The sequence below is a fragment of the Pseudomonas sp. OTU5201 genome (assembly GCF_038440135.1).
Classification (GTDB): domain Bacteria; phylum Pseudomonadota; class Gammaproteobacteria; order Pseudomonadales; family Pseudomonadaceae; genus Metapseudomonas; species Metapseudomonas resinovorans.
On the sequence record NZ_JASATC010000036.1, the window covers coordinates 1 to 25,897 of the forward strand.

Sequence of the window (25,897 nt, forward strand, 5' to 3'; positions counted from 1 at the left end):
CCCCCCCCGCCGGGGCCCCCCCCCCCCCCCCCCCCCCCCCCCCCCCCCCCCCCCCCCCCCCCCCCCCCCCCCCCCCCCGGGGTGGGTCAGAAGTCGCTGGTCACCGAGACACCCACGGTGCGCGGGTCGCCGAACATCACCGCGGCGGTCTGGAAGCCGCCCGGCAAGGTGTGGTTGCGGTACTCCTTGTCGGTGAGGTTGTTGACGTAGGCGGTGACGCGGGTGGTCTCGCCCGGCAGCTCGTAGGTCACCCGGGCGTTGCCCAGGGTGTAGCCGGCGGCGCGCATGTTGGCGCTCTGGTCATTGGAGAAGAAGTACTGGCGACTGCGGGTGTTCCAGTCGGTGCCGAGGATGATCGCGCCGCCGGCATTCAGCGGGATGCGATAGTCGGCGCCGAGCACGGCCGACACGTTGGGGGCACGCACGAACTTGTTGCCGGAGAAGTCGTCGTTGCCCGAGGTGTAGTCGGTGAACTCGGTGTGCAGCAGGCCGAGGGCGAAGTTGATGTGCAGGTTCTCGACCGGAATGGCTTCCAGCTCGAACTCAGCGCCGTAGGCCTCGCCCTGGGCGCCGTTGGCCAGGCGCGAGACGGTCTGGTTGTTCACCGCGGTCACGATGTTGAGCTGGATGTCCTCGTAGTCGTAGTAGAACAGCGCCGCGTTGGCGTTGAGGCGGCCATCCAGCCACTCGGACTTCAGGCCCAGTTCGTAGGAGGTCAGGTATTCCGGATCGACCGTGGCGACGGTGGCCTGGCTGGTGACCCCGGCGTTATAGCCGCCGGAGCGGAAGCCATAGGCGTAGCGGAAGTACACCCTGGCATTGTCGGACAGGCGATATTCCGGGGTCAGGTCGTAGGTCCAGTCGCTCCAGGTATTGCTCTCGTCCTGCACGGCGTTGACCACCAGCGGCGTGCTGACGCTACCAACGTGCCACCAGTCTTCGTTGTTGAAACCGGCCTGGCCCTGGTTCCGCAGGCGCTGCAGGTCGATGTCCTTGGTCTCGCGGGTCCAGCGCAGGCCCGCGGTGAGGTTGAAGTCCTCGGTGAAGTTGTAGGTGGTGCTGCCGAACAGGGCGTAGCTCTCGGTGCCCTGGTTGAAGGTGACGTTGTTGTAGAAACGCGGGATATAGAGATTGCTCAGCGCGGCGTTGGCGTTCTCCGAGTCCAGATCCTCGTCGAAGTAGTGGAAGCCCAGGACCCAGTTCAGGCGGTCTTCGCGCGGCGAGGCGAGACGGAACTCCTGCGACCACTGCTTGCTGTCGGCGTAGCTGTAGCCACGCTGCAGCTCCAGCGGCGTGTTGTCGCTGTCGCTCAGGCCTTCGCGCTCGAAATGCTCGAAGGCGGTGATGGAGGTGAGCTCCAGACTGCCCAGCTGCCAGACCAGATTGAGGTTGGCGCCGGCCTGGTCGATGTTCACCTTGTAGTTGGCGTTGTAGTTGACCTCGCCCTTCTTCGGGTCGATCGAGTAGCCGAACTGGTTGGTGCCGTTGGCGCGGGTGCCGTAGCTGACGGTGCTGTAGCCGCCAGTGTCGTGGTAGCTGCGCGCGTGCAGGTTCAGATTGGCCTCCAGATCGTCATTGATGCGGGCGAGGAACTGCAGGCGGGCGGCATCGTCTTCCAGGGCGCCTTGATCGTCGTTGTCGGCGAGGTTCTCGTTGTAGCCGTCGCGGCCCTGATGGCGCAGCGACAGGCGGGCGGCCAGGCGGTCATCGACCAGAGCATCGCTGACAGCGCCTTCCACCACGCGATCGGCGTAATCGCCGACGCCGACCTTGAAGTAGCCGGACGGATCGAAGGTGGGTTTGCGCGAGATGAAGTTGATCGCGCCGGCCGTGGTGTTCTTGCCCCACAGCGTGCCTTGCGGGCCGCGCAGTACCTCCACCCGCTCCTGGTCGAACAGCGGGAAGCCGCTGGCGCTGATGTTGGCGATGTACACGTCGTCGACGTAGATGCCCACCGGGCTGACGGTATTGGCCCCCTGATCGCCGGTACCCAGGCCGCGAATCCACCAGCGCGGACGGCCGTGGCCTTCGGTGGTGCCCGCCGAGGCGTTGGGAATGAAACGGGTGACTTCGTTGGCCGACTGCAACGAGGTGTCACGCACCTTGTCGCCATTGAGCACGGAGATGGAAGAGGGCACCTCCTGCACGGTCTCCTCGCGCTTCTGCGCGGTGACGGTGACCTTGGCCAGCGTTGGGGCGCTGTCGGCCTGCTGCTCGGCAGGCGTTTGTGGCTGCTGCGTGGTCTCGGCAGCATGTGCCGCGACCAGGTGAAGGCTGGCCAGGCCCCCCAAGGCCCAGGCGATGGCAGTGGAAAGAGTGGTGCGCTTGAACATGTTGCCCCCAGTGACTGGCTTGTTTCCGGCATCGCGATGGCGATGCCGGGCGATCAGGTGTTGGCGGTGCCCATGCTCTTTTGCGGTGGTGGCTAGGCATCCGGCGGCTTGTGCAGGCCGCATTGCCCCTATCGCAACAACCGTACCGAGATATGTTTATTTCTCGTAATTTATTGATTAATAAGAATTTATTTTGGTTTTAGATGGCGAGTCAGCGGTTTTTTCCTACTGCCTGGCCAGCAACCATTGCTGCTCGGTTGCTGCCCCAGCAGCAATTGTCCTTATATTCTTTAAAAGAATAATCAAATGAATATTTATGATTATTTGTGCATAAATGAATTCCTGCACTATCGGCGCTCTGGCCATTAACGGATTCGCCGCCATGTCGCTGCTCACTCACCCTCAGGCTCGTGAACTGACCAAGTCGGTTCGCGCCACCGTGCTAGTGTTCAAGGACCCTCGTTCGCAGGAGTTGCTCAACCGTATCGAGCGTCTGGCACCTAGCGAGGCCAATGCACTGATCATCGGTGAGACGGGCACCGGTAAGGAGCTGGTAGCCCGCCACATTCATCACCTGAGCCGGCGCGGCAAGGCGCCGTTCGTGGCGGTGAATTGCGGGGCCTTCCCGGAGACGCTGGTGGAAAGCGAGCTGTTCGGCCACGAGAAGGGCGCGTTCACCGGCGCCGCCACCAGCAAGGCCGGTTGGTTCGAGGCCGCCAACGGCGGCACCCTGTTTCTCGACGAGATCGGCGATCTGCCGTTGAACATGCAAGTCAAGCTCCTGCGTGTCCTGCAGGAGCGCGAGGTGGTGCGGCTGGGCTCGCGTACCCCGATCCCGATCAACGTGCGTCTGGTCGCTGCGACCAACGTCAACCTGGCCGATGCGGTAGTGGCCGGGCATTTTCGCGAGGACCTGTTCTACCGCCTGCACGTGGCGACCATCCGTCTGCCGCCGCTGCGCGAGCGGCCGGGCGATATCCTGCCGCTGGCCGAGTTCTTCGTGAACGAGCATTGCCAGCGTCTCGGCTACCAGCGCGCCTCGCTGAGTCCAGAGGCCGAGCGCAAACTGCTGCTGCACAGCTGGCCGGGCAATATCCGCGAGCTGGAGAACGCGATTCATCACGCATTGCTGGTATGCCGGAATCAACAGGTGCAGCCGAACGATCTGCAACTGGTCGAACTGCGCCCCTCGATCGAGCGCCATGAACTGCCAGCTGCTTCTGGTGCGGTGGCCGAGGCGAGTCTGGAAGCGGCGCTGTACGCGCTATACGAGAAAAACCTGCCGGACCTTTACGAGCACATCGAAGAGGCGATCTTCCGCAGTGCCTATCACTTCTGCCAGGGCAACCAACTGCAGACCGGCCGTTTACTTGGAATCAGCCGCAACATAGTGCGGGCGCGATTGGAAAAGATCGGCGAGCTGAGCAGACCTATACGCGAGGTCGCGTGCCTTTAGAGCATTCGAGATTTTCAGTTTTACAAATCAATAATCCGATCCACGTCAGCCGGTCAGTTCTTGCTGGGTCCGGCATGCCCCGAAACGCCATCCAGAGCTGGCCCGTGATCCAGGAGCACACCGCCAAATGGGCAACGTCCTAAAAGCTGACAATCTGAAGGAAGTGCTGTGGCGCAATCCCGGCGACGTCCTCGATCTCGGCGTGCAGTTGCGCCAGGCCCTCGACCTGCAGCGTCATGTGCCGCGTCGCGAGCGTCCCGTGCTGAGTCGCCGCGAGGCCGTGCTGCTGGGCCTGTTCGCCCTGACCCTGCACGGCGCCGTGCTGTACTGGCTGAGCCAGCGCAGCGAGCCGGTGCTGCCGGAGGTGCCGGTGGTAATCCCGCCGATGACCATCGAATTCGCTGCACCGCCGCCTCCGCCGGAGCCGGTGATCGAGCCACCGCCACCGCCGGTGGTGGAGGAACTGGCGGTCAAGCCGCCGCCCAAGCCCGAACCGCAGAAGCCCAAGCCGCAGCCACCGAAGCCGAAACCCAAGCCGGTGCCGAAACCGGTCGAGCCGCCACCGCAGCCGCCCAAGGCCGAGACCCCGCCGGCGCCGCAACCGCCGACTCCGGCACCGGCCCCGGTGGAAACGCCGCCTTCCGCCAACGCCGCGTACCTGAAGAACCCGGCGCCGGAATACCCGAGCCTGGCCCAGCGCCGCGGCTGGGAAGGCACGGTGCTGCTGCGGGTACACGTACAGGCCAACGGCAAGCCGAGCGAGATCCAGGTGCAGAAGAGCAGCGGCCGTGAGGCCCTCGACGAGGCCGCCATCCGCGCGGTCAAGCGCTGGAGCTTCGTGCCGGCCAAGCGCGGCGACCAAACCATCGCCGGCTGGGTGACGGTGCCACTGGACTTCCGTTTGAACTGAGCCGTTTGAACTAACCGACCGATGCGGCGCCAAGCGGCGCCGCCGAACAAGACTGCAATACGCCCTGCGAGGAAAGCGACATGAACCTGCTTACCGACTCTCCCTTCCAATCGGTCGAACACAGCGTCATCTGGCTGCTGATCGGCTTCTCCGTCATCACCTGGGGGCTGGCCCTGATCAAGGGCATCCAGTTCGCCCGCCAGCGCTACCAGGATCGCCGCTTCCATAAGCAGTTCTGGAGCGCCACCAGCCTGGACTCCGCTGCCGAGCAGGGTCAGCAACAGAATGGTGCGGTGGCGCGCCTGGCCCAGGCCGGCTTCGCCGCCATCCAGGTGCAGGACGGTCAGGCTCACGATCTGGCCCAGTCGATCAACCATCAGGATCGCCTGGAGCGCTCGCTGCGCCAGCAGATCCAGCGTGAGCGCCGCTCGCTGGAGTCCGGCCTGGCGGTTCTCGCTTCGATAGGTTCGACCTCGCCCTTTATCGGCCTGTTCGGCACCGTATGGGGCATCATGGAAGCGCTCAAGGGCATCAGCGCGGCGGGCAACGCCAGCCTGGAAACCGTGGCTGGACCCATCGGTGCGGCGTTGGTCGCCACCGGTGTCGGCATCGCCGTCGCCGTGCCGGCGGTGCTGGTCTACAACTACTTCCTCCGTCGCCTCAAGCTGACCGCCGCCGACCTCGACGACTTCGCCCACGACTTCTACAGCCTGGCGCAGAAGAGTGCGTTCAAGGTCATCGCCCACCCTGGCGCGCGCAAGCCGCAGCAGCCGCAGAACGTGAAGGAGGCCGTCTGACATGGCCTTCTCCACGCAGGACAGCGACGAAGTCCTTTCCGAGATCAACGTCACCCCGCTGGTGGACGTGATGCTGGTGCTGCTGGTGGTGTTCATCGTCACCGCGCCGCTGCTGACCAACTCCATCCCGATCAACCTGCCGAAGACCGAGGCCGTGGCTCCGGCGGACCAGAAAGACCCGCTGGTGGTGAGCATCGACGGCGACGGCAAGCTGTTCATCAACAAGGACGAGATCCAGCCGGAGCTGCTGGAGAGCAGCCTGGCCGATGCCAAGAGCAAGGACGCCGAGATCAAGGTGCAGCTGCAGGCCGATGACCAGGTCGACTACGGCGTGGTGGCCAAGGCCATGGCCAGCATCGAGCGCGCCGGCATCACCAAGCTGGCCGTGATCACCGCCCGTTAGAACGATTTCATGGGGCCGCTCTTACCAGGCAGGGGAGCGGTCACTTTTTTATTCGCCATCAAGGAGTCGTCCATGCCCACGCTGTACATCTCGTCAGGGGCCTGTTCTCTGGCCGGGATTTCACCAGCTGGCGCTGTCGCAGGTCAGGCGAACCTGCGGGTACCCCAAAAGCAGGTCTGGACGAGCGGGTGCTAATGGCCGGTTAGCGACGGCCTGACACCGACCGTCGCTATACATGGTCAAACCTCGGTCTGCTCCGCCATTTCCAAGGCGTCATCGACCTCAATCCCAAGATATCGAACGGTGCTCTCCAGCTTCGTATGGCCGAGCAGCAGTTGAACCGCCCTCAGGTTCTTCGTTCTGCGATAGATCAGTGATGCCTTCGTGCGTCTCATTGTGTGAGTGCCATACATGGCCGGATCAAGGCCAATGGCTTTCACCCAGCCTTTGACGATACGAGCGTATTGACGAGTGGATAGATGGTCTGAGGTATGTAGGCGGCTCGGAAAAAGGCAGTCCTCGCTACGGAGCTGTGCTTGATGTATCCAGGCCGCGAGAGCAGACCGTGTTTGCTCAGTGATCTCGAACTGCACTGGCCGCTGCGTTTTCTGCTGCATCACCATGGCTCGTGATGACACGTGCTCGCCATGGGCAACGTCTCGCACACGCAGCTTGGTTAAGTCGCAGGCTCGAAGCTTGCTGTCGATGGCCAAATCGAAGAGGGCTAGATCACGGGTTCTTTCTGAAATCTGAAGCCTTACTCGGATCGCCCAGATATCTCTCAGTCGGAGCAGGGTTTTCTGCCCGACCAATTTCCCTTTGTTCCAGGGCTGACGGCTGCAGGTAGCGATGATGTTCATGGCAAGTCCTCCACGTGTGGGAGGACAAGGATGGCTAGCCAGAGCAATGGTCGCTAACTGGCCAGAAGCAGCCAATTGCAGAGGCTCAAAAACGATAAAGCCACCTTCGGCGGCTTGCTACAGATCACGTGCCCAAGTCTGCTCAATCTGGCTCATGCCAAATCTATGGCTGCTGACCTCCTCAACCAGCTCGAAACCGGCCTTCTGGTACAGCTTGCGGGCATCGAGCAGCGCGTCGTTGGTCCAGAGCACCATCCGTGTGTATCCGGCCAGTCGCGCAAAGCGCATGGCCTCTTCAACCAGGCGCCGGCCAATGCCCATGCCTCGCGCACTGGCATCGACGTAAAGCATGCGCAACTTGGCTGTCGTTTCGTCATGCCTGACCACGAAAATCGATCCCACCACCTTGCCGTCTTTCTCGGCAATCCAGCAGCGGTCTGAGGTGGGATTGAAATTGCGGATGTATGTGGCAACGATCTCGGCGACCAGGGCTTCAAATTCGCTGTTCCAGCCATATTCGCGGGCATACAGCACAGCCTGCTGATGCACTACCCAACCCAGGTCACCAGGCTGCGGATCCCTCAGCAGATAGCTTGTTTCCCGCTCGCCAAGCAGCGACTGAATCAGGCGCATGGCTTCGATCAACTGGTGCTGCTGAGGGGCCGTCAGGTGCTCGAGCATGCCGAGCACAGTGTTTAGCGAAGCCTCATTGAGGGGCGCAAAAACGGCTTTACCCTGGTTCGTGAGTGTCAGCTGGAACGCTCGGGCATCGAGGGCAGAACGGCTTTTCTCGACCAGTCCTTTTGCTTCAAACCCGCTGATCACGCGGCTCAGGTAGCCGGCATTGAGGTCAAGCGCGCGACAGAGATCGGTGCTGGTCAAACTTTCCTGATTGGCCAGCTCGTAGAGAATGCGCGCCTCTGTAAGGGAGAACTCACTGTCGAGAAGGTGCTCCTGCAAAGCCCCCACCTGCCGTGTATAGAAACGATTGAAAGCACGCACAAAACTGGCGCGTTCAATTGCGCTAAGTGTCGACATTGCAGAAACCATATAGTTGCTCAGGGCAAATAATTGATTGCCTTAGGCAATCATGTCAATACCTCTAACCGCAGGGCCGCGGTCTCGTTAACCATTTGGGATTTCCAGAGCGGCCACTGCGCGAACGGCAACGCCTGTTCATCCGTCATACGCGTTTCCTCATCAACGACGTGTAGCACCCTCGTTGCGCGAATGCCCCCTTTACCTACTCGCACTGCGGCGACGTACACCCGATGCAGCATTGGCCGCGGGTACAGAGAAGGCGGGCAAGATCCGCCTTTGGCCGCTTTGCGCCGGTCGCATCAGGCAGAAGTCGGCCAAAAGCGGTTATCCCGCGTCAACGAAAGCAGGGGCGCTTCAGTCACGCGCGCTTGCACATGCTCGATGTGCTCATTCACCAAGCTATTCACTCCCTCACAGTTTTCCTCTGGCCGATCCATCAGCGCCAGCAAACTTCTGATTTCGTCCAGGGCCATGTCCAGCGTACGGCAGTTACGAATGAACGTAAGCCGCTCAAGGTGCTCACTGCTGTACAGCCGGTAGTTACCCTCGCTGCGAGCCGGAGCCGGCAACAGCCCCTCGCGCTCGTAATAGCGAACTGTTTCAACCTGGCAATCGGCAAGCTTTTGTCTTCGGACTCAGGGGCTTGCGCTGGTGGTGGCTGCCTGCATTGTTGGCGGTGCTGGCCAACAGCCGTAATCGCTGGGTGGTGGAATGGGGCGTTGTACCGGAGACCTTGGCCCAGTTCGCCATGGCAGTTGCTGCCGCGCTACTGGGTCTAGCACTGCTGCGCCAACCCATTGCCTGGCATATCTGGCCAGTTGGCCGCTGGGGCTATTGGTTCTATCCGGGACACTTGGCGGCTCTGTATCTGCTTAGATTCTGAATGCTTTGGGTAACAGGGGCATCAATCCGTATTTGTCGGAAACGGACGATGGCAGCAGACAGGCATGTGATGCGCTCGCTTCCCCGCCGCTTGCACCACTGCATATGGATCAACAATCGGAGCGAAGCAGGGTGTTCTATTCAGCTGCGGTGCTGCGCAGGATTCCTCGCGGCGTATGGGTGCTCGGCGGCGTGAGCATGTTGATGGACATCTCGTCGGAGATGGTCCACAGCCTGCTTCCCCTCTTCCTGGCGAGCGGGCTCGGCTTGAGCGTTATCCTCATCGGCCTGCTGGAGGGTATCGCCGAGGCCACCGCGCTGATCACCAAGATATTCTCCGGCGCTCTGAGCGACTATGTCGGCAAGCGCAAGGGCCTTGCCGTTCTGGGTTATGGCCTGGGCGCCCTGAGCAAGCCGCTGTTCGCCATGGCCACGACACCTGGGCTGGTTTTCGGCGCGCGCTTCATCGATCGCATCGGCAAGGGTATACGCGGCGCCCCACGGGATGCACTGGTCGCCGATGTGACGCCAGAGGAGGTTCGTGGCGCAGCCTATGGTCTACGTCAGTCGCTGGATACCATCGGCGCCTTTATCGGCCCCTTGCTCGCTGTTGCTCTGATGCTGCTCTGGCACGACGATTTCCGTGCAGTCTTCTGGGTCGCTGTGATTCCGGCTGTTCTGGCAGTAGCCCTGCTGCACTTCGGCTTCAAGGAACCGCAGAAGCCCATCGACCGACCACGCACTAATCCGCTGCGCCGCTCGCAACTGCGCAAGCTGTCCAGCGCCTACTGGCAGGTGGTGCTGATCGGCGCCATCTTCACCCTGGCCCGCTTCAGTGAAGCCTTTCTGGTGCTCAAAGCCGAGGAAGTCGGCACGCCACTGGCACTGGTGCCACTGGTGATGGTTGCGATGCACCTGGTGTATTCGCTGGCGGCCTATCCGTTCGGCGCCCTATCCGATCGTGTCAGCCATCGCCATTTGCTCGCCGCCGGCCTGATTGTTCTGGTACTGGCAGACCTGGCGCTGGCCTGGGGGCCGGGCTGGTTCGGGCTGATGGCCGGCGGCGCACTGTGGGGTATCCACATGGGCATGACCCAGGGCTTGCTGGCCGCGATGGTCGCCAAGACAGCACCGGCGGAACTGCGCGGCACGGCGTTCGGCATGTTCAACCTGGCCAGCGGCATCGCCCTACTAGTCGCGAGCACCGCAGCTGGCGTGCTCTGGCACTTGCTGGGCTCATCGGCGACCTTCCTGTTTGGCGCCATTGCCTGCTGCGCCGCGCTGGTGGCACTGGCCTGCTGTTCCAGCCAGGGTGCTACGAGTCCTTGAATAGGCACAGCTTCCCCAGCGGGTTCATAGCCAATCCTAAAGCCTGACAGTCGGTGCTTATCCGTTTGCTCTCGGCCAGCAGCCGACCAGGCCTGTAGATGCTCGCTAACCCGGCATGTATGTTTTTACTCCCAGGACAGTCCCGTTAGGCGCACTATTCCGATTCAGGTCAACGCTAGGCCATTGTGTTCCATAGCAATGAACCGCCGCGCGAAACCATCTGCTATCGTTGCGCTAGATATCTTCGTGAAGAATTGCCGTGCGCCGAATTGGCTTGGTTCTGCTACTGATTGTCAGCCTCGTGCTGCCGACCTTCGGCAGTACGGCTTTCAGCATGCCGGCGCAACCCTGCCCAATGCAGAGCGGTGATCATCAAGGGCATGCGATGGTCGACGCCCCCTGCTGCGAGCATGCTGACGAGGTGGCAGACAAATCCCCCTGCAAACCCGGCCAGGAATGCAAGACCGCCAGCCTGCTGCAGACCGTCGTGATCAAGACGTTTCCCCCACGCCTTTCCGGCCCCGAAGTATTGCCGAACCAATCGGTGATCGAGCGCGAGCCCGCCGGGCTCTGGCGCCCACCCCGCTTCTCCTGATGCCCTGATCCACCGCGCCTGCATGGCAGGCGCACCGTTGCTGCCTTGCACCGCAGGGTAGCGGCTTCGATCAATCGCATTGGAGGCGAAAGCATGTCCGCTTTCCTTTTCCCACGCCGTGGCTATCTCGGTGTATTAGCTGCCGCATTCTGGGCAGTTCCCTGGGTTGCCGCGCAGGCGCAGCCACTGACCTTCGAACGAGCGCAGGCACTCGCCGAACTGAGCGCGCCTGAGAACCTTGCACGACAAGCACAGGTCGCCTCGGCACAGCAGGCCGTAGGGCCCGCAGACGCCTTGCCCGATCCCAAGCTGATTCTCGGCATCGACAACCTGCCCATCGAGGGGCCCGACCGATACACCCTGAATCGGGACTTCATGACCATGCGTCGCATCGGGCTCATGCAAGAGGTTCCCAATGGCGACAAACGCCAGGCTCGCCGCCAGTTGGCCGAGGCCTCCGTTGTCCGGGCCGAGGCCGAGCAGCGAGCCATGCAGCTTGAGGTCAAACGCCAGACGGCATTGAGCTGGCTGAATGTGTACTACGCCGAGCACAGTGTTGGCCTCTTCGATCAACTGGACCGTCAGATCGAGATGCTCCGCTCGACCGTGCAATCGCTGATCGCCGGCGGCAGCGCTCAGCCTGGCGAACTGTTGCAGGCCGACCAGGAAGCTCTGGCATTGCAGGATCGGCGAGATGAGCTGAGTCGCGATGTGACGATTGCTCGGGCCAAGCTACGCCGCTGGATAGGCAACGAAGCCGATCAGCTTCTGGCGGGAGATGTACCCGACCTGAGCTTGTACTTCCCCGATCTGCAGCACCGTTTGGCTCAGCATCCCGACTTGCGTGCAGCATCTGCCCGGGTTGGCGAGGCCAGCGCAGAGTTGGATGAGGCTGTAGCCGAGAAGACCCCCGACTGGGGCGTAGAGTTTGCCTACAACAATCGCGACAACCAGTTCGGCGACATGGTGATGGTGCAGTTCACCTTCGACCTGCCGTTGTTCGTCGGTACACGTCAGGGACCCAAAATCAACGCCAAGCAGCAGAGCGTGTCGCAGATGGAAGCTGAGCAGGAAGTGTTGCTGCGCGCCCATCAGGCTGAGTTAGAAAGCGGCCTTGCCGAGCTGGAGCAACTACGCAGAGCTCTGGCACGCACCGAAATTACCCTGATCCCACTGGCGAGCAAACGTGCCGATCTCGAACTGGCCGCCTACCAGGCCGGCAATAGTCAGCTGACATCCGTCATCACTGCTCAGCGCGAACTGATCGAGGCGCAGCTGCGGCAGATCGAACAGCAGCGCAAGCTGAGCCAGCTCTCCGCGAGCTTGTACTACGCCTATGTGGAGGGCTTGCAATGAAGATTTCAGCATTAGGTTTTTCGGCGGCGTTGCTAGCCATGGGTATTGCTGCGGCAGGCGGTGGCTACTGGCTGGCCGAGAGGCAGGCCAAACATGAGGTCATGCAGACTCCCGGACTGACGGATGAGCGCAAAGTGCTTTATTGGTATGACCCGATGCAACCTGAGCAGCGCTTCGATAAACCGGGCAAGTCACCCTTCATGGATATGGAGCTTGTCCCCAAGTACGCGGGGGCTGGGCAGGACTCGTCGACCCTGAGCGTGCCCGCTCAAGCCGTGCAAAACCTCGGAATGCGGACCACGCCAGTGGTTCGCGGTGTGCTGCCTTCGGGCATCGAGGCCGTCGGCTCCCTGGCCTATAACCAGCGCGAGGTGGCGAACCTGCAGGCCCGAGCTGGTGGGTTCGTCGAACGGGTCTATGGACACGCCCCTGGCGATGTACTACCCGTCGGTACGCCCCTCGTCGACCTGCTGATTCCCGAGTGGTCTGCCGCCCAGCTGGAGTTCCTGGCGGTGTTGCGCACTGCTGACACGCGCTTGATAAGTGCGGCCCAGGAGCGCCTGCGCCTGCTTGGCATGCCTCAAGTGTTGATTGAGCAGGTTCGTCGCAGCGGCCAGCCACGGGCGGTTCAGACCATCACTACGCCTATCGCCGGCGAGCTGCAGGCATTGGAAGTGCGTGCCGGGATGACCGTCGCAGCCGGTCAGGACTTGGCGCGGATCAACGGGCTGTCCACGGTTTGGCTCGATGCGGCGATACCCGAAGACCAAGCTGGAGCGGTTCAGCTTGGGGCGAGCATCGCCGCCACTCTAACCGCCTTCCCAGAAAAGCCTCTGCAAGGTCGTGTCGTCGCCTTGCTACCGAGTGCCGACCCGCAGACGCGTACGCTCACGGTACGCAGCGAGCTACCCAATCCCGCCGGTAAATTGCGCCCCGGCATGTTCGCCGCCGTACGCCTGAGCAGTACCGTCGAACAACCCGCGCTACTAGTCCCGAGTGAAGCCGTGATTCGCACTGGTAAACGTGCGCTGGTGATGCTGGCCGAAGCCGATGGGCGCTTCCGCCCCCTGGAGATCACCTTGGGCCGCGAGGAGGATGGGCGTCTGGAGGTGTTGTCCGGTCTTGAGGAGGGGCAGTCGGTCGTTACCTCCGGCCAGTTCCTTATCGACTCGGAGGCCAGCCTCCAGGGCGTCATGGCCAGCCATGTCGAGCAGGACAATGCAAAAGAACTCCATGAGTCCCATGGCGTGATTCGTGCCCTGGACGCCGAGGCAGTCACCCTGGAGCACGGTCCATTCGAGAGCCTGAACATGCCCGGCATGACCATGGCATTTCCGCTGGCCAGCCCCGAAGTGGCTGCGGGACTCAAGCCCGGGGACCACGTACGCATAGTTGTCCGCCAGATGGACTCTGGCTTGCAAGTAGAGCGGCTTGACAAGCAAGGAGAGCTGCCATGATCGCGCGCCTGATCCACTGGTCGATAGGCAACCGCTTCCTGGTGTTGCTGGCGACCCTATTCATCACTGCTTTAGGGATCTGGTCGTTACGCAACACGCCGGTGGACGCGTTGCCGGATCTCTCTGACACCCAGGTCATCATCAGAACCAGCTTTCCCGGCCAGGCGCCGCAGATCGTAGAGAACCAGGTGACCTATCCGCTGGCCACCACCATGCTCTCGGTCCCGGGGGCGAAGACGGTGCGCGGCTACTCGTTCTTCGGCGACTCCTTCGTCTATGTGCTGTTCGAAGACGATACCGATCTCTACTGGGCGCGCTCGCGCGTGCTGGAGTACCTCAACCAGGCCCAGGAACGCCTGCCTGAGGGCGTCACCTCCACTCTGGGCCCGGATGCCACCGGCGTGGGCTGGATCTACCAGTACGCCTTGGTCGACCGCAGCGGCCAGCATGACCTGGCCCAGCTACGGGCACTGCAGGACTGGTTTCTCAAGTATGAACTAAAGAGCCTGCCCAACGTGGCCGAGGTGGCCACCCTCGGAGGCATGGTCAAGCAGCATCAGGTGCTGCTCGATCCGCAGAAGCTGGTGGCTTATGGGGTAACTCAGCAGGAGGTCGAAGCGGCGCTGAAGAGCGCCAACCAGGAAACCGGCGGCGCCATTCTGGAGCTAGCGGAGCGCGAGTACATGGTGCGGGCTTCGGGCTATTTAGAGAGCCTGGATGATTTTCGCAATGTGCCGCTGCGGGCTTCGGCAAGCGGAATTCCGGTTCTGCTAGGCCAGGTGGCCACCATTCAACTGGGGCCAGAGATGCGTCGCGGCATTGCCGAATTGAACGGTCAGGGGGAAGTGGTCGGTGGCGTGGTCATCATGCGCTCCGGCAAGAATGCCCGGGACACCATCGCGGCAGTGAAGACCAAGCTGGACAGCCTGAAAGCCAGCTTGCCCGCCGGCGTCGAGGTGGTCACTACCTATGACCGTTCGCAACTGATCGACCGCGCTATCGACAACCTCAGCTACAAGCTGCTGGAAGAGTTCGTGGTGGTTGCCCTGGTTTGCCTGATCTTTCTCTGGCACCTGCGCTCGTCGCTGGTCGCGATCATCACCCTGCCCCTGGGCATCCTCATGGCCTTCATCGTCATGCGCTACCAGGGCATCAATGCCAACATCATGTCGCTCGGCGGAATCGCCATCGCCATCGGCGCCATGGTCGATGCCGCCGTGGTGATGATCGAGAACGCGCACAAGCACATCGAGGCCTGGAAGGCTAAACACCCCAATGAGCCGCTCCAGGGCGAAGCGCACTGGCGAGTGATCGGCGAAGCCGCGACCGAGGTCGGGCCGGCGCTGTTCTTCAGCCTGCTGATCATCACCCTGTCGTTCCTCCCGGTGTTCACCCTGGAGGCCCAGGAAGGCCGCCTGTTCGGCCCACTGGCCTTTACCAAGACCTATGCCATGGCCGCCGCCGCCGGACTCTCGGTCACCCTGGTACCGGTGCTGATGGGCTACTGGATTCGAGGACATATCCCCAATGAGCAGCAGAACCCACTGAACCGCTGGCTGATCGAGGCCTACCGGCCGGTGCTGGAAAAGGTGCTGGCCTGGCCCAAGGCTACGCTGGCCCTGGCCTTGCTTGTCTTTCTATCCAGCCTCTGGCCACTTAGCCAGCTCGGCGGGGAGTTCCTGCCACCCATGGACGAGGGGGATCTGCTGTACATGCCCTCGGCCCTACCTGGTTTGCCGGCCAGCAAGGCTAGCCAGTTGCTGCAGCAGACCAACCGCATGATCCTCACCGTGCCGGAAGTGGCGCGGGTGTTCGGCAAGGCCGGGCGGGCGGAGACGGCGACCGACCCGGCGCCCCTGGAAATGTTCGAGACCACGGTGCAATTCAAACCGCGCGAGCAGTGGCGAGTGGGGATGACGCCGGAGAAGCTCATCGAGGAGCTGGACCGCGCGGTGAAGGTTCCCGGGTTGTCCAACATCTGGGTGCCTCCGATCCGCAACCGTATCGACATGCTGGCCACGGGGATCAAGAGCCCGATTGGGGTCAAGGTCGCCGGCACCTCGCTGACCGACATCGAGCGAATCACCCGCGATATTGAAGCCGTGGCCAAGGAGGTTCCCGGTGTGAGTTCGGCGCTGGCGGAACGCCTCACCGGCGGACGCTATGTGGACATCCGCATCGATCGCCTGGCCGCGGCGCGCTATGGCCTGAGCATCGCCGACGTGCAGTCGCTAGTGTCGGGTGCCATAGGCGGCAGCAACATCGGCGAGACGGTCGAAGGGCTGGCCCGATTCCCGATCAACCTGCGCTACCCCAAAGAGTGGCGCGATAGCCCTGAGGCGCTGCGGCGCATGCCAGTTCTCACCGCATCTGGCCAGCAGATCACCCTGGGAACGGTTGCCGAGATTGCTCTAAGCGAAGGGCCGCCGATGCTGCGCAGCGAGAACGGGCGACTGTCGGGCTGGGTCTATGTCGATGTCCGCGGTCGCGACCTGGCCTCGACCGTGCGCGAGCTGCAGCAGCGCGTCACCGAGCGAGTACAGCTCGACGCTGGTATGACTGTCTCCTACTCCGGCCAGTTCGAATTCCTGGAACGCGCCAATGCGCGACTGACCTGGGTGGTGCCAGCGACCCTACTGATCATCTTCGTGCTGCTCTACCTGACCTTCAGCAGCTTCAGCGAAGCCCTGTTGATCATGGCTACTCTACCCTTCGCCCTATCGGGTGGAATCTGGCTGCTCTATTGGTTCGGTTTCAACCTGTCGGTTGCCACTGGAGTCGGCTTTATAGCCTTGGCGGGAGTGTCAGCGGAGTTCGGAGTGATCATGCTGCTCTACCTGAAGAATGCCTGGCATGCGCGCGTGGATGCAGGTCGAAGCGACCCTGTGGCACTGCTTGAAGCGATTCGCGAAGGTGCTGTCCTCCGCGTCAGACCCAAGGTGATGACGGTGGCCGTGATCATTGCTGGTCTGCTTCCGATCCTCTGGGGCGGCGGAGCTGGCTCCGAGGTGATGAAGCGCATCGCCGCGCCTATGGTCGGAGGCATGATCACTGCGCCGTTGATGTCCATGTTGGTGTTACCTGCGGCCTACTGGCTTATGCGCAAAAAAGCTTCCAAGTAGTCCAACCCAGGCGAGCTCAGGTTAGTCGGCTGCCACGGCCAGCATGGCGAACCTGAGTCGCGGCCCTGCCGATTTAGCTGGCGCCAAGCCTAGTGCCAGGCGCGCCAAGGCGCCCTGCTGCGGGAAGCGCCCGCGGCTAACCTCGGAGGCTATCGGGTTCTCAATGCCGCATTGAGTTGGTCAACGACTTCCGCCCAGTCCGCATCCAGCAGAATTTCCTCACGCAGCATTGTGGCCTGGGCCGGCAACCAGAACGAAGCATCTTCCAGCTTGACCTTCGCCTCCAGCGGCGAATGCTGCGCAATGAACTGCCGAATCCCGGCAACATCAACGGGCAGACCCAGCTGGGCAAACAGCTCGGTGAAGCGGTGGTATGAAGGTTCCATATGCCTTGACTCCAGAGTGCAGGGATTTCAACCCCGAAATGGGAATGGCCACTTCGGCCCATGGCCCACTAGCGCGCCCCGACCCTGCCAAGAAAACGCGGAATGAACCTGGGGGTGGCGCCTGCGTAGGCATCGTAGGCCGCACCGAACTCCCGGTGCATGTCACGCTCCTCGACAATCGCCAAACGCCCATACATAACCAGCAACACAGGAAACATTGCTAACGTCAGGAGGGTTGGCCACTGCAACAGGAAGCCCAGCAGGATCATCACGAAAGCCACGTACTGAGGATGCCGGCTCCAGGCGTAAGGCCCGGTTGTAGCGAGAGAATGTCGGCGCTGCGCGTGATACAGCACATTCCAGGCGGATGAGAGCAGATAGAAACCGAAGCCCAAGAATAGGTAGCTCGCAATGTGTAGGGCATTGAAATGTGGATCGCCCTTCTCACCTAGCAGCGTCGACCAGAGGTGGCCCGCGTCATGGGAGAGCAGATCGAGGTTGGGGAACTTGGACTGCAACCAACCCGACAACAAATAAATCGTTAGCGGAAAACCATACATTTCCACGAACAGGGCGACGATGAACGCAGAGAATGCACCAAAACTCCGCCAATCCCGGGCAGTTGCCGGCTTGAAGAAGCTGAAAGCAAACATGATGAAGATCGCTGAATTGATGAAAACCAGTGACCAAAGACCATATGCGGCTTCAGCATGATTCATGACGGATCCTCCGGCTTGTCGCCTTCGGTTTTTGCCGTCGCGGCCCGCTTGCTCTGATGCTGGTGCCCGACATGCCCATGGTGCATGAAGACATGCATCAGCGGGCAGGCGAGTAACAGCAGGTAAGGCAGGGCCTGGAGCACATGTGCTAGGTGCTCCGTCAGCAGGAAATAGCCCGCAACCCCACCCATGACCACAAGGCCGACTGAATAACGCGAGCCCCAGAAGCTGGGGGGTGAGCCTTCGTCGTCGGAGTGAGGGAACATGGCAGCACCTCGGAATACCAATGGATTAGTTGGGCGCACCAGAGGGCATGCGGTCCATCATCATCTGCATCATGGATTCCATCATGTCCATACGCTTTTCCATCATCTGCTGCCGTGCGGCCATATCACCGTCCATGCCCTTGCCACCTTGCATCGCACCCATGCCCGACATTCCAGCCCCCATGGACTTCATCATCGCCATGCCGTCCTGCATCAGCTTCATATGCTCAGCCATCAGTGCCTGACGCTCTGCCGGGGTTTTCGCAGCCGCCATCTTTTCGTGCATGGCCTGCATCGCCTTCATGTGCTGGTCCATCCCAGCCATTGACCCTTTTTCCATTTTTTCGGCCGTAGGCACATCTGCAGCACTCGACGCAGGTGTATTGGCCGGGTGATGTGCCGAGTGCTCATCAGCCTCCTGTGCGAGGGCCCCGAAAGACACTACAGCCATGCAAATTCCGATCAGTGCGTTACGTGACATCATCTTCTCCTTAAACCATGTTCAATAGCTTTCTTGGATATCCAGCAATCAAACCGAGCAGAGGACATAGGCGGCAGTCATCGGAACGACTATTCGTTGGCTGGCTGTGCGACGCACTACTTGCCGAGATATTCAGCGACCACCTGGTCCGTGCCAGTGTTGGTTAGACCGATGACCTGGTAGGCATGTTGCACGCCACCAACCTCCATTCCCGGAGAACCAGCCGGCATCCCTGGTACCGCGATGCCGACTAGGTCATTTCGCTTGGTTAGCTCAACTACCTGAGCTGCCGGCACATGACCTTCGACGAACTTTCCATCAATCACTGCGGTATGGCATGACGCCAGTCGAGGAGCGACCCCCAGTTTCTGCTTCACCGAGGTCATGTCGCCTTCGACGTGATCGATGACCTTGAAGCCGTTCGCTTGGAGGTGCGAGATCCACTTCTTGCAGCAGCCGCAATTGGCATCCCGGTGCACATCGATAGTCATGGACTCGGCGGCCTGCACGGAAGTGATGGTGAACAAGGCAGTCAGGGCAGCCAGGCGCACGCCTTTGCTTTTAACTTTCATGAGTATGCTCTTTGCCATCGCTGTGAGTGTGAATCTTGGGCTCAGCTTTCGGGGGTTGCTCAGAGTGGTGATTGCCAGAACTAGCCTCATCGCCAGCGGAAGCGTCCTCTGCATGATGATCTGCAGGTGCCGAATTATGGTGTCCGGGCGCTGCCTCAGCTGACCCAGAACCATGTTGATCTTGGCCAGCAGTCGCGCTGCCATGATGGTCAGGCTTGTTATCGCCATGCAGGCCTTCATGGTTGTGCATCTGGCTTTCTCCGCCACCGTGCTGGTGGCCCGCACTGGATGCCACCAAGGCCCGATATTGCTCGGCGTCCAGCTTCGGCAACTGGTTCAGGAAGGCAACCATGCCCCAGATGTACTCATCACCCATACTCTTGCCCCAAGCCGGCATGCCGCTGGCTTTGATACCGTGCTTGATGACCCAGAAAGTGGCGGCTGGGTTTCCATCAACACCTATCTCGGCGAGGTTTGGTGGCGCAGGATAAAGCGCTTGGCTGAGCTCGGTTTTGGCCACACCAGGCGCCAGGTGGCACCCAATGCACATGGCGTTGTAGTTGCCCGCACCAGTACGGATAAGCGTCTCATCGTCCAGTTTGGGTACTTCGATGCCCTTGGAGCGCACTTCGATGGAGCGATCACGCGCCATCGTGAGGAATGCATGCACGGCCGGAAAGTGGGGGTCGTCGGCACCGACATTGACCAGGCCAACATAGGCTCCAGCCAGCACCGCAGCGCTACCGACAGTACCCGCTGCCACTAGGGTTGTAATTGTTCTTTTCATGTCAGGCTCTCAAAACCACATCCGAATACCGGCGACAAAACGCGCCTCATTAACATCCTCGCCTTCGTCACTCACGAGATCAGCGGTGTTGCCATAGACACGGCTCCAGGACACACCGATATAGGGCGCAAACTGGCGAACGATCTCGTAGCGCAGGCGCAAGCCGATTTCGGTATTGGCTAGCCCCGAACCGACGCCCCGCTCAGGGTCGTTCTTGCCGTAGAAATTCACTTCTGCGGTTGGCTGAAGAATCAGCCGATTGGTCAGCAGAATGTCGTAATCACCCTCCAGGCGTGCCGCGGTCTGACCGTTCTCACCTGCAAAGGCAGTGGCTTCGGCCTCGAAGGCGTAGAGCGCCATGCCCTGCACTCCGAAGGCGGCCCAGGTCTGTGGCGACTCAGGCTTGAAGTCCTGACGGACGCCGGCAACGATATCCCACCAGGGACCGATCGATCGCCCATACAGCAGCTGCAGTTCAGCATCCTCAGTCACGCCGTTGGTGCGTTCACCCTCGGAGCGGAGCCAGACCCGATTGATATCGCCGCCCACCCAACCAGATGCATCCCAGGCCAGGGTGCTGCCTTCATCTGCATCCTGATATTCGAGCTGATCGAGCAGAAAGAAGCTGTTGATGGCACTGTCATGCATTTGATGGCCTGGCAGTGGCGGAAACGCTGCCTGACGATCGGCGTCTGTCAGAACTGGAATGGGCGTACGACTAGTCACTCTCGATGCTTCAGCGGAGCCATGGTCCATCTTGGAATGATCCATGGTGCTGTGATCCATCCCCTCCATCTGCCCTTGCATGTCACCATGGCCCATCTTGCTGTGGTCCATGGCTGGAGCCTTTTCCTGGTCCTTGCCATGCCCCATCTGGGCATGATCCATGGAGCCCATTTCGGTCTGCATGGCGCCATGACTCATCTTGCTGTGGTCCATCGGCATGGAGCCGTGGCCCATTGCCGAATGATCCATTTCGGCAGCGAGAGCGAAACCGCTACTCAGGGTGCTCAGCGACACAGCCAGCGCGATGAGCGAGGGACGTGTGAGCCTACTGGTCATGGTTCGAACCCGCCTCGGCTTCGCCGCCATGTCCTTCCATCATTTTCTCATGGTTCATCCCCTCATGATTCATGGAGCCATGATCCACCGCGCCATGATCCATTTGTTGCGCCTGGGGGGCCTTGTCTTGCGGTGAAGGGGCCGCTTTGTCACTTGCCGCCTTAGGCGCTTCAGCTGCCTGCTGGGCGTGCTCATCGTGACCTTCCCCTGCCATCGAGGTAGGGGTATACATGGCGCCAAACAGACTCAACATGGCGACACCGCCGAACAGGGCGTTTCGATTCAGAAAGTTACTCATTGAATCTCTCCTTTACTCGTCCACTCGCACTTCACGGAGCATGCCCATCTCCATGTGCAGCAGCAGGTGGCAGTGGTAGGCCCAGCGCCCCAGGGCATCGGCCGTCACGCGATAGCTGCGCTTCGAGCCAGGCGGCATATCGATGGTGTGTTTGCGCACCAGGAAGTTGCCGCCCTCGTCTTCCAGGTCGCTCCACATGCCATGCAGGTGAATGGGGTGGGTCATCATGGTGTCGTTGACCAGGGTGATGCGCACCCGCTCGCCGTATTTGAGACGCAGCGGTTCAGCATCGGAGAACTTGATTCCGTTGAACGACCAGGCGAACTTCTCCATATGTCCGGTGAGATGCAGTTCGATAGTCCGGCTCGGCTCGCGGCCATCTGGGTCGGGGAAGGTGCTGCGCAAGTCCGAGTAAGTCAGGACGCGGCGCCCGTTGTTGCGCAGGCCGATTCCCGGATCACTCAGCTTGGGCGTCGGCGTCATGGTCTGCATGTCGACCAGCGGGTTGTCGGTTTCGGAGGCCGGATGGGACTGCATCGCGCCGCCCATGCCGGACATTGCGGAATGATCCATGCCGGCCATGTCGCCTTGCATGGATCCGTGGTCCATGCCAGCCGTTTGACTGTGATCCATCTCGGGCATGCTGCGATGGTCCATACCCGCCATCTGGCTGTGATCCATGCCAGACATCCCACCCTGCACGGAACTATGATCCATTCCCGTCATGCTGCCGTGATCCATACCCATGTCCGCCATGGAAATCAGCGGGCGCGGGTCAACCTCCGGAACAGGCGCGCTCAGCCCTTCGCGCACCGCCAGAGAGCCGCGAGCGTAGCCGGTACGGTCCATGGATTGCGCAAAAAGGGTGTAAGCCTGCTCGCTCTCGGGCTCGACTATGACGTCGTAGGTTTCGGCCACGGCGATACGGAACTCATCCACGCTAACTGGCTTGACGTACTGCCCGTCTGCAGCCACCACAGTCATCTTCAGGCCCGGGATGCGCACGTCGAAGTAGGTCATGGCCGAGGCATTGATGAAGCGCAGGCGGATCTTCTCGCCCGGTTTGAAGATGCCGGTCCAGTTGCCGTCCGGCGCCTGGCCATTCATCAGGTAGGTGTAGGTGTAGCCGCTGACGTCGGCGAGATCAGTCGGGCTCATCTTCATTTCGGCCCACATCTTGCGGTCGGCTACCGCTGCGGACCACCCCATCTCGCTGACATCGTTGATGAAATCGCCAACGGTGCGCTTGTGCTGGTTGTAGTAGTCCGACTGTTTCTTCAGCTTGGCCAGAACCCGAGCAGGGTTTTCATCGGTCCAATCGCTCAGCAATACGACGTAGTCACGGTCATAACTGAAGGGCTCGGGCTCCTTGGCATCGATGACCAGCGCACCGTATACGCCGGCCTGCTCCTGCAGGCCCGAGTGGCTGTGATACCAGTAGGTGCCATTCTGGTTGACCTTGAACTTGTACTCATACATGCCATCCGGCGCAATGCCGTGGAAGCTCAGGCCCGGAACGCCATCCATGTTCGCCGGCAGGATGATGCCGTGCCAGTGAATGGAGGTGTCCTCCTTGAGGCGGTTGCGTGCGCGCAAAGTCACAGTATCGCCCTCCCGCCAGCGCAGGATCGGGCCGGGCAGCGAGCCGTTGATCGTCATGGCGGTACGCGCCGCGCCTGTGATGTTTACCGGGGTCTCCCCGATATACAGGTCGAAATCGTTACCGCTTAGCAGGTTCGGCTGACCTGGGCTGGTTACCGCCCAGACTGGCGTGCGCCACATGCCCATGCCGCCAAGAATGCCGGCGGCGGCGAGGCCTTTGACGAAAGTGCGCCTTGTGGTTTTGCTTTGCATGCCGTTGCGTCCAGTCAGATGCGCCGGAATATCAAGACCGGCGCCGGTTTTGTTGGCGACTTCAGTTCCAGCGGGTTTCCCCGCGATACTCGCCCGCGGCAAAGCGCACCAGGCAATGCAGCAGCGAGCAGCATGAAACTGCCACACACTCACATTCAGAGGGATTACATTTCTGTCAGCTTGGCTCAGCAGTTAACATGTTTGAGCTGCTTGCCCTGATCGCCCGCGGCCGGGGCGTCGCCCTTCTGCTGCTGGGCGACCTGATAGGCCTCCACGGATGACTGCCGGGGCTGCTCAATGCGAGCGAAAGTACGATCCGCCCCACCTTCGACCATGGCCAGGCCGGAAAAGCTGATAACGGTAACAGCGAACAGTGCTTTGAAAGATTTCATCCTGGGTTCCTCGTAGGGGTGGATAAGCCTCTTGAGCGGAGGCCGAGCATCGGGCTTGGCATCACCTTAGCTAGAGCGCCCTGTCAGAAACCTGAGTCGAACATTACAGTTCTGTCAGCCAGGCATTTCTTTCTTGTCGAGCCCCGCCCCTGCTCGGTAGTGTCTAATCCGTGTCCTTCCGCCGCCTTGCGGGCTTTGTGGAGCGACATGCTCGATCCGACACCACCAAGAGAGAGAACCACCATGTCGACAAAATCAAACGCCACCACCGGCGCGGCCCTCGCGCTGGTTGCCGCCAGCCTCTTCACCACCCTGCCGGCACAGGCGGCGCAAGATGCCAAGGAGGCAGAAGTGAAGTGCTTCGGCGTCAACGCCTGTAAGGGGCAGAACGACTGCATGACCGCCAAGAACTCCTGCAAGGGCCAGGGCGAATGCAAAGGCCAGGGCTTCCAACTGATGACCCAGGCCAAGTGTGACGAAGCCGGTGGCAAGACCAGCGAGTGAAGCCGCCCCGGGGAGTGCCAGTCACTCCCCTTGCTGGAGCCGTGAATGAGCATGCGCAACACGCTGGGCTTCGGTCTTGGCCTACGCAGCGAGTATTACCAACAGATCCTGGAACAGCGTCCCAATGTCGACTGGTTCGAGATCATTTCCGAGAACTATATGGTGGAAGGCGGCAAGGCCCTCTACTTTCTCGACGCGATCAAAGAGCACTATCCCCTGGTCATGCATGGGGTCTCTCTGTCGATTGGCGGCCCTCATACCCTCGACCTCGACTACCTGCACCAGCTGCGCAAGCTGGCCGATCGGTTGCAGCCGCACTGGGTGTCCGATCACCTGTGCTGGAGCCGGGGCAATGCCCATCAACTGCACGACCTGCTGCCCCTGCCGTTCACCGAGGAAAGCCTGCAGCATGTCGCCGCCCGGGTGCGCGTGGTGCAGGACGTCGTGGAGCGCCCCCTGGTACTGGAGAACGTCTCTGCCTACCTGCAGTGGAAAACCTCCTGCATGAGCGAATCGCAGTTCCTCGCCCAACTGAGTCAGATGACCGGCTGCGAGCTGCTGCTCGATGTAAACAACGTCTATGTCAGCTCGCGCAATCAGGGCTTCGATCCCTGGCAGTTCATCATGGAGCTGCCACATGAGCGTATCCGCCAGATTCACCTGGCGGGCCACAGCGACTATGGGCAATACCTCATCGACACCCATGACGCGCCCATCGCCGACCCGGTCTGGGATCTGTACGGCAAGACCCTGGGCCAGCTCGGCGCGACCGCAACCCTGATTGAGCGGGACGATCATTTCCCGCCCCTCGACGAGCTGCTGGCGGAACTGGAGCAGGCGCGCAGACTTGCTGATGAGGCGCTGAGAAGGGCCGAACCATGCACCTGATTGCACTGCAGGACGCCCTGCAAGCCTACCTGACAGGCGAATCGAATCACCCCCCGTCCGAGCTGCTGGAGCAGCTGCAAGGCAGCGCCGCGCTGGGCGCCGCCGACGGCCTGCGGATCTACCACAATGCCTACCGCACGCGCCTGCTGGCGGTGTTGCGCGAGGACTTCCCTGCGCTGCAGCAATGGCTGGGCGTGGAGTCATTCGAACAACTGGCGCTGGCCTACCTCAGCGCCTGGCCTCCGCGGCACTTCAGCCTGCGCTGGCTGGGCGAGAAGCTCCCCGAGTTCATCGCCGGCTATGTCTCGGAGCCGCAACTGTCGCCGCTGCGCGAGCTCGCCACGCTGGAGTGGGCCTTTACCCTGGCGTTCGATGCCCGCGATGCCGACCCGCTCTCGGCCGCAAGCATGAGCAGCTTCTCGGCCAAAGACTGGATCGACCTAACGGCGGCGCTGGTCCCCTCGGCCAACTGGCTGCAGCTGCAGTACAACACGCTGGAGCTATGGAAGGCCACCAAGGAAGGAGAGCCTCTCCCGCCGCTCACCCGTCTGCCTGACGAATGCAGCTGCCTAGTTTGGCGTCATGATCTGCTATGCCGCTACCGCAGCCTGGAACCCGATGAAGCGACGGCACTGCGCTCGTTTGCCGCAGGCGAGTCCTTTGCCGGACTCTGCGAGTCGCTGTTCGCGCGTTATGCCGAGCAGGCGCCGATGCAGGCAGCAGTCTGGTTGCGACAGTGGGTGAGTGAGGGACTACTGACTCGAACATGAGGGCCATTGCTGAGCAACGGCCCTCCACGATCGGCACCCTAGGCGCCAATCTCAGCCCCATAACCCAGCGTCTGCACCAGATCGCTTAAGCTCGCCGCGCTTTCATCGGAGTCGATCGAAACCGTGCCGGAGGCTCGGTCAACCTCGACTCGCGCACGCTCATCCAGGGACTGAATCGCCTTCGTGATCTTGCTCACGCAGCTGCCACAACCCATTCCCGTCACCTTCAAAACGATCATATTTCACCTCATCTCAGGACCGGCACCCGTTGCCGTACCTTCAGCATCGACCTTGCCACCTTGGCAAGGTCAAGCCCCCGGTGAATGAATCAGGTCGATCAGCGCCGGAAGGCTCAGCCAAGCGAACCCAGCGGGGTT

General features: G+C 61.3%; 27 protein-coding genes and 1 pseudogene. 13 read left to right on the top strand and 15 right to left on the bottom strand.

Features of this window, described 5'->3' with window-relative positions:
* Positions 1 to 86: 86 nt before the first annotated feature.
* Entirely contained in the window at positions 87 to 2,333 is a 2,247-nt protein-coding gene (locus AAHM40_RS20380) for a TonB-dependent receptor (protein WP_342246267.1), read from the bottom strand.
* A gap of 382 nt (positions 2,334 to 2,715) precedes the next feature.
* Here AAHM40_RS20380 and AAHM40_RS20385 point away from each other — a divergent pair, with 382 nt between their 5' ends.
* From AAHM40_RS20385 to AAHM40_RS20400, 4 genes are all read left to right on the top strand, one after another.
* On the top strand, positions 2,716 to 3,789 hold the full coding sequence (locus AAHM40_RS20385; RefSeq protein ID WP_192398130.1) for a sigma-54 interaction domain-containing protein: 1,074 nt from the start codon (positions 2,716 to 2,718) through the stop codon (positions 3,787 to 3,789).
* A 127-nt stretch (positions 3,790 to 3,916) separates the two neighbouring features.
* Positions 3,917 to 4,699 carry an energy transducer TonB gene (locus AAHM40_RS20390; protein WP_342246268.1) on the top strand — a complete coding sequence of 261 codons (783 nt, stop codon included), beginning with the start codon at positions 3,917 to 3,919 and terminating at the stop codon, positions 4,697 to 4,699.
* 80 nt (positions 4,700 to 4,779) lie between these two features.
* Positions 4,780 to 5,496: a MotA/TolQ/ExbB proton channel family protein gene (locus AAHM40_RS20395; protein WP_342246269.1), complete on the top strand. Its 717-nt coding sequence runs from the start codon at positions 4,780 to 4,782 to the stop codon at positions 5,494 to 5,496.
* 1 nt (position 5,497) lies between these two features.
* The gene (locus tag AAHM40_RS20400) at positions 5,498 to 5,899 is read left to right on the top strand and encodes an ExbD/TolR family protein (protein ID WP_342246270.1); all 402 of its coding nucleotides are present in this window, start codon (positions 5,498 to 5,500) and stop codon (positions 5,897 to 5,899) included.
* A 239-nt stretch (positions 5,900 to 6,138) separates the two neighbouring features.
* Here the strand turns inward: AAHM40_RS20400 and AAHM40_RS20405 are convergent, their stop codons facing one another.
* From AAHM40_RS20405 to AAHM40_RS20415, 3 genes and pseudogenes are all read right to left on the bottom strand, one after another.
* Positions 6,139 to 6,759 (bottom strand): tyrosine-type recombinase/integrase, encoded by a 621-nt coding sequence (locus tag AAHM40_RS20405; RefSeq protein WP_342246271.1) that lies wholly within the window; start codon positions 6,757 to 6,759, stop codon positions 6,139 to 6,141.
* A gap of 117 nt (positions 6,760 to 6,876) precedes the next feature.
* Positions 6,877 to 7,797 carry a bifunctional helix-turn-helix transcriptional regulator/GNAT family N-acetyltransferase gene (locus AAHM40_RS20410; RefSeq protein ID WP_342246272.1) on the bottom strand — a complete coding sequence of 307 codons (921 nt, stop codon included), beginning with the start codon at positions 7,795 to 7,797 and terminating at the stop codon, positions 6,877 to 6,879.
* Between the two features lie 362 nt (positions 7,798 to 8,159).
* Positions 8,160 to 8,423 (bottom strand): annotated as a pseudogene (locus AAHM40_RS20415) (MerR family transcriptional regulator); the annotation flags it as partial.
* A 20-nt stretch (positions 8,424 to 8,443) separates the two neighbouring features.
* Here AAHM40_RS20415 and AAHM40_RS20420 point away from each other — a divergent pair.
* The 6 genes from AAHM40_RS20420 to AAHM40_RS20445 all read left to right on the top strand — a co-directional run bounded on the left by AAHM40_RS20420 (position 8,444) and on the right by AAHM40_RS20445 (position 16,541).
* Positions 8,444 to 8,683 (top strand): TraX family protein, encoded by a 240-nt coding sequence (locus AAHM40_RS20420; RefSeq protein ID WP_342246273.1) that lies wholly within the window; start codon positions 8,444 to 8,446, stop codon positions 8,681 to 8,683.
* 197 nt (positions 8,684 to 8,880) lie between these two features.
* The gene (locus tag AAHM40_RS20425) at positions 8,881 to 10,011 is read left to right on the top strand and encodes an MFS transporter (RefSeq protein WP_342246325.1); all 1,131 of its coding nucleotides are present in this window, start codon (positions 8,881 to 8,883) and stop codon (positions 10,009 to 10,011) included.
* A gap of 259 nt (positions 10,012 to 10,270) precedes the next feature.
* Positions 10,271 to 10,606: a hypothetical protein gene (locus AAHM40_RS20430; protein ID WP_342246274.1), complete on the top strand. Its 336-nt coding sequence runs from the start codon at positions 10,271 to 10,273 to the stop codon at positions 10,604 to 10,606.
* Positions 10,607 to 10,699: 93 nt separating this feature from the next.
* Positions 10,700 to 11,962: a TolC family protein gene (locus tag AAHM40_RS20435; RefSeq protein ID WP_342246275.1), complete on the top strand. Its 1,263-nt coding sequence runs from the start codon at positions 10,700 to 10,702 to the stop codon at positions 11,960 to 11,962.
* A complete protein-coding gene (locus AAHM40_RS20440) occupies positions 11,959 to 13,419 on the top strand; it encodes an efflux RND transporter periplasmic adaptor subunit (RefSeq protein ID WP_342246276.1) in 1,461 nt (486 codons plus the stop codon). The genes AAHM40_RS20435 and AAHM40_RS20440 overlap by 4 nt, the downstream gene beginning before the upstream one ends.
* Positions 13,416 to 16,541 carry an efflux RND transporter permease subunit gene (locus AAHM40_RS20445; RefSeq protein WP_342246277.1) on the top strand — a complete coding sequence of 1,042 codons (3,126 nt, stop codon included), beginning with the start codon at positions 13,416 to 13,418 and terminating at the stop codon, positions 16,539 to 16,541. Before AAHM40_RS20440 ends, AAHM40_RS20445 begins: the two co-directional genes overlap by 4 nt.
* A 149-nt stretch (positions 16,542 to 16,690) precedes the next feature.
* Here AAHM40_RS20445 and AAHM40_RS20450 read toward each other — a convergent pair whose 3' ends face one another.
* The 10 genes from AAHM40_RS20450 to AAHM40_RS20495 all read right to left on the bottom strand — a co-directional run bounded on the left by AAHM40_RS20450 (position 16,691) and on the right by AAHM40_RS20495 (position 23,358).
* Entirely contained in the window at positions 16,691 to 16,927 is a 237-nt protein-coding gene (locus tag AAHM40_RS20450) for a DUF2789 domain-containing protein (protein ID WP_342246278.1), read from the bottom strand.
* A gap of 68 nt (positions 16,928 to 16,995) precedes the next feature.
* Complete coding sequence (locus tag AAHM40_RS20455) at positions 16,996 to 17,646, bottom strand: methyltransferase family protein (RefSeq protein ID WP_342246279.1); 651 nt, start codon at positions 17,644 to 17,646, stop codon at positions 16,996 to 16,998.
* Complete coding sequence (locus tag AAHM40_RS20460; RefSeq protein ID WP_342246280.1) at positions 17,643 to 17,912, bottom strand: DUF2933 domain-containing protein; 270 nt, start codon at positions 17,910 to 17,912, stop codon at positions 17,643 to 17,645. Before AAHM40_RS20460 ends, AAHM40_RS20455 begins: the two co-directional genes overlap by 4 nt.
* 25 nt (positions 17,913 to 17,937) lie before the next feature.
* Positions 17,938 to 18,393 carry a hypothetical protein gene (locus AAHM40_RS20465; RefSeq protein WP_342246281.1) on the bottom strand — a complete coding sequence of 152 codons (456 nt, stop codon included), beginning with the start codon at positions 18,391 to 18,393 and terminating at the stop codon, positions 17,938 to 17,940.
* A 116-nt stretch (positions 18,394 to 18,509) separates the two neighbouring features.
* Complete coding sequence (locus tag AAHM40_RS20470; protein WP_342246282.1) at positions 18,510 to 18,965, bottom strand: DUF411 domain-containing protein; 456 nt, start codon at positions 18,963 to 18,965, stop codon at positions 18,510 to 18,512.
* Entirely contained in the window at positions 18,955 to 19,752 is a 798-nt protein-coding gene (locus AAHM40_RS20475) for a c-type cytochrome (RefSeq protein ID WP_342246283.1), read from the bottom strand. Before AAHM40_RS20475 ends, AAHM40_RS20470 begins: the two co-directional genes overlap by 11 nt.
* 9 nt (positions 19,753 to 19,761) lie before the next feature.
* Entirely contained in the window at positions 19,762 to 20,814 is a 1,053-nt protein-coding gene (locus AAHM40_RS20480) for a copper resistance protein B (protein ID WP_342246284.1), read from the bottom strand.
* The gene (locus AAHM40_RS20485) at positions 20,804 to 21,112 is read right to left on the bottom strand and encodes a hypothetical protein (protein WP_342246285.1); all 309 of its coding nucleotides are present in this window, start codon (positions 21,110 to 21,112) and stop codon (positions 20,804 to 20,806) included. The genes AAHM40_RS20480 and AAHM40_RS20485 overlap by 11 nt, the downstream gene beginning before the upstream one ends.
* Positions 21,113 to 21,124: 12 nt before the next feature.
* Positions 21,125 to 22,966 carry a copper resistance system multicopper oxidase gene (locus AAHM40_RS20490; protein ID WP_342246286.1) on the bottom strand — a complete coding sequence of 614 codons (1,842 nt, stop codon included), beginning with the start codon at positions 22,964 to 22,966 and terminating at the stop codon, positions 21,125 to 21,127.
* 185 nt (positions 22,967 to 23,151) lie between these two features.
* Positions 23,152 to 23,358, bottom strand: coding sequence for a co-regulatory protein PtrA N-terminal domain-containing protein (locus AAHM40_RS20495; RefSeq protein WP_342246287.1), 207 nt, complete (start codon positions 23,356 to 23,358; stop codon positions 23,152 to 23,154).
* Between the two features lie 243 nt (positions 23,359 to 23,601).
* Here AAHM40_RS20495 and bufA2 point away from each other — a divergent pair, with 243 nt between their 5' ends.
* The 3 genes from bufA2 to AAHM40_RS20510 are packed head-to-tail and all read left to right on the top strand — an operon-like array spanning position 23,602 to position 25,520.
* On the top strand, positions 23,602 to 23,862 hold the full coding sequence (bufA2, locus tag AAHM40_RS20500; RefSeq protein WP_342246288.1) for a BufA2 family periplasmic bufferin-type metallophore: 261 nt from the start codon (positions 23,602 to 23,604) through the stop codon (positions 23,860 to 23,862).
* Positions 23,863 to 23,907: 45 nt separating this feature from the next.
* Positions 23,908 to 24,750, top strand: a complete 843-nt coding sequence (gene bufB / locus AAHM40_RS20505; protein ID WP_342246289.1) for an MNIO family bufferin maturase — start codon at positions 23,908 to 23,910, stop codon at positions 24,748 to 24,750.
* Positions 24,741 to 25,520 carry a DNA-binding domain-containing protein gene (locus tag AAHM40_RS20510; RefSeq protein WP_342246290.1) on the top strand — a complete coding sequence of 260 codons (780 nt, stop codon included), beginning with the start codon at positions 24,741 to 24,743 and terminating at the stop codon, positions 25,518 to 25,520. The genes bufB and AAHM40_RS20510 overlap by 10 nt, the downstream gene beginning before the upstream one ends.
* Positions 25,521 to 25,558: 38 nt before the next feature.
* Here AAHM40_RS20510 and AAHM40_RS20515 read toward each other — a convergent pair whose 3' ends face one another.
* Entirely contained in the window at positions 25,559 to 25,759 is a 201-nt protein-coding gene (locus tag AAHM40_RS20515) for a heavy-metal-associated domain-containing protein (RefSeq protein ID WP_342246291.1), read from the bottom strand.
* Positions 25,760 to 25,897 lie beyond the last annotated feature (138 nt).